The sequence below is a fragment of the Mesorhizobium sp. M7A.F.Ca.CA.002.05.1.1 genome, assembly GCF_003998335.1.
Classification (GTDB): domain Bacteria; phylum Pseudomonadota; class Alphaproteobacteria; order Rhizobiales; family Rhizobiaceae; genus Mesorhizobium.
The window spans coordinates 1-2814 of sequence record NZ_RZQI01000785.1; the positions used below are offsets into that span (position 1 = coordinate 1).

A 2814-nucleotide genomic window follows, 5' to 3' on the forward strand; every position below is an offset into this window, starting at 1 on the left:
CGGCGGCATTGTCCGTCAGCGAACGGCCGTTCCACTGTCCAAATCCGAATGTCGCCTGCGTGCCCACCTCGTAGGGTAAGATGTTCGGGAAGAAACGATGGGCGACCGTCGAACCGTAGCCTGCAGGGTCCTCCGAGGTACCGTTGGCGGCGACGACCGCCGCGATGGCGTTGGCAGTCCGGAGACCGTAAGTTGCAAAATCGTCGGCCGGCCGGCCGGCGTTCAGCCTGTTGCCCAGATCCTCGTCGAATTGCGTGAACAGCGGGTGGATCATCGGCAGTCCGATGCGATTGATCGGGCGCCAACCGCCCGCGTCGGTGGCTAACGTCGCAACAGCCCACACGCCGAGGCGCTTGCTAATGGCCCCGATCAGCAGTTCGTCGTCGGGAACCTCGAGCACGATCGAGTATACCGTGTGCCCGGCAAAGAGATTTCGGGCCTTTGCCGGATCCCATCCGACAAGGTTGATCACTGTGCCGTCCTGGAATGCGTGGCCTACCGCGTGAAGGACGTCAGGATCTATCCAAAACGGGTCGGCGGCCTTTCCCGCCCAGAAGCGAAGCCCATCGGCCGTTGTCGCGCCTCGGTTGGTGAACCCATCGATGATCGCCACCCCGGGCGAGTTCGGATCGCTAGCATCCGTCCCATCGATCCGACGCAACATAAAGCGTTGATTGCCATCCGCGTCCGCAGCATCGAATGTTACGCGAAAGGTGATGTCCTCGATCGCATCGCCGTCGAGATCAATCTTGAACTCGTACATTCCCTCCGGATGGTACCCAGGCACCGGAAGTTTGCCAAAAATCGAGTGGCAGACATTAATCGCGAATACCGTGCCTGTCGTCCCACGAAAGACATAGAGGTCAGTGATGTCGAGGCGGATGTCTTGGCGTGCGATCGGGGAATCAAGATGGTGGGACATAACGATCTCCAAAAAAGCTCTACCGGCCGGGCCAGGCGAGTGACGTAGGGTTCAACAGTTGGTCGCGAAAAGCCCGGCCCGGCCGATGTTTTGAGCATGTCGCGCTGGTCGGCGCACGTCCGGCAGTCTTGGCCTGTCCAGAAGTGTGAGCGTTCCCCAATGCCTGCATGGGCAAAGACAGCGGCCTGGAGAAGGCGTACGGAACGTCTTCTCCAGATTGGGTGCTCGACTACTAACCTTTCAGAAAGGACAGGATTTCCGGATTGAACACGTCTGCATGGATGGTAAAGGCGCCGTGGGGATAGCCAGGGTAAAGCTTCAGCGTGCTGTTTTTGATCAGCTCGTGCTGGAGCACCGAAGCATCCTTGTAGGGAACCACTTGGTCGTCCTCTCCCTGCATGATCAGGGTCGGCACGGTGATCGCCTTCAGGTCGTCCGTTTGGTCAGTCTCGGAAAAGGCCTTAATGCCTTCGTACTGTGCAATTGCGCCACCCATCATACCCTGGCGCCACCAATTCTCGATTACACCCTGCGAGACCTTGGCGCCAGGCCGATTGTAGCCGTAGAACGGGCCGGAGGCGACGTCGAGATAGAACTGCGACCGGCTGGCCGCTAGCGCCTTGCGAAAGCCATCGAACACCTCGATCGGCGTACCCCCAGGATTGGAGGGGGTCTTCAGCATCAGGGGCGGAACCGAGCTGATCAAAACGGCCTTGGCGACGCGGCGCTGCGGCTCGCCATATCTGGCTACATAGCGGGCAACCTCGCCGCCACCCGTCGAGTGGCCGATATGGATGACATCCCGGAGGTCAAGATGCTCGACCACGGCGGCGGCGTCGGCGGCGTAATGGTCCATATCGTTGCCGGTGGCTACCTGAGTCGAACGGCCATGGCCGCGGCGGTCGTGGGCGACGACTCGATATCCGTTCGCCAGAAAGAATAGCATCTGGTTGTCCCAGTCGTCGGCAGACAGCGGCCAGCCGTGGTGGAAATGGATAGGTTGGGCACTTTTGGGGCCCCAGTCCTTGTAGAAGATCTCCGTGCCGTCCCTTGTCGTGATGTATCCGCTGCTCATTAGATGCTCTCCTTTAGAAAGAGGGTTGGCGTCCTGCGCGGACGCTGGAACGGGAAGCAGTGGCGTGGCCGCAAGGGTCGCCATACCGGCCACCATCTCGCGGCGATTGAATCTGAATGCCGGAGTAAGTGCTTGTACGTCCATGTCCGTCGCCTCCAAGGGTTAAGTTCACGGTTGGAGGCTAGTCAGGAAACGGCAGAGCGAGAATCGTACCATTGGTTTTTTCGACTAGACATGAGCACAATCCGAACGGCTGGCTGGCCAGCTAGAATGGACCATCACGTGCTGTCAAAAGCCTCCCGAGGCGAGAGAGATTGCATTCATTTCCCGTCGTCGGCGTCGCATAAGATCCACGATGAGAAAGCTGTGGCGGAGGGTAAATGCGTATCGGCTTTGTCGAATGGCCAGACGGCCTGCAACCTCGCGGTTCGCTTTGGACCGATATCTCAAGACGCGTTCGTAGCGAGCGGCCCGACTTGCTCATCACGAACGAATTGCCATTTGGAAATTGGATTGCCTCAAGCAGCCGTTTCAATGCGAGCATCGCGACGGCTAGCATTGCGCTCCACGATCAGGGTTTAGCGGCGCTGTCTGCTTTGGAGGTGCCGACGGTACTGACCTCGCGCCCGATTTGGGAAGGAGACCGTCTTGCGAATGAGGCGGTGGTGATCGAGGATGGCCAGATCCGAGCAGTACACCGAAAACAGTATTTTCCAGCGGAGCCCGGATGGCACGAGACCGAGTGGTATGCCACCGCCGCGCGCGACTTCACGACGACGCAGGTTGGCGGCGTTATGGCGGGTGTGCTCTTATGCAC

Annotated in this window: 2 protein-coding genes and 1 pseudogene; 1 reads left to right on the forward strand and 2 read right to left on the reverse strand. The window is 59.4% G+C overall.

The features are described from left to right. Nucleotides 1–922: DUF4331 family protein (locus EN939_RS28390; RefSeq protein WP_127271028.1), on the reverse strand; the 922-nt coding region annotated here is incomplete at its 3' end. A 232-nt stretch (nucleotides 923–1154) separates the two neighbouring features. Then, complete coding sequence (locus EN939_RS28395) at nucleotides 1155–1997, reverse strand: alpha/beta fold hydrolase (protein WP_127270695.1); 843 nt, start codon at nucleotides 1995–1997, stop codon at nucleotides 1155–1157. Between the two features lie 380 nt (nucleotides 1998–2377). Here EN939_RS28395 and EN939_RS28400 point away from each other — a divergent pair. After that, a pseudogene (locus EN939_RS28400) lies at nucleotides 2378–2814 on the forward strand (carbon-nitrogen hydrolase family protein); the annotation flags it as partial.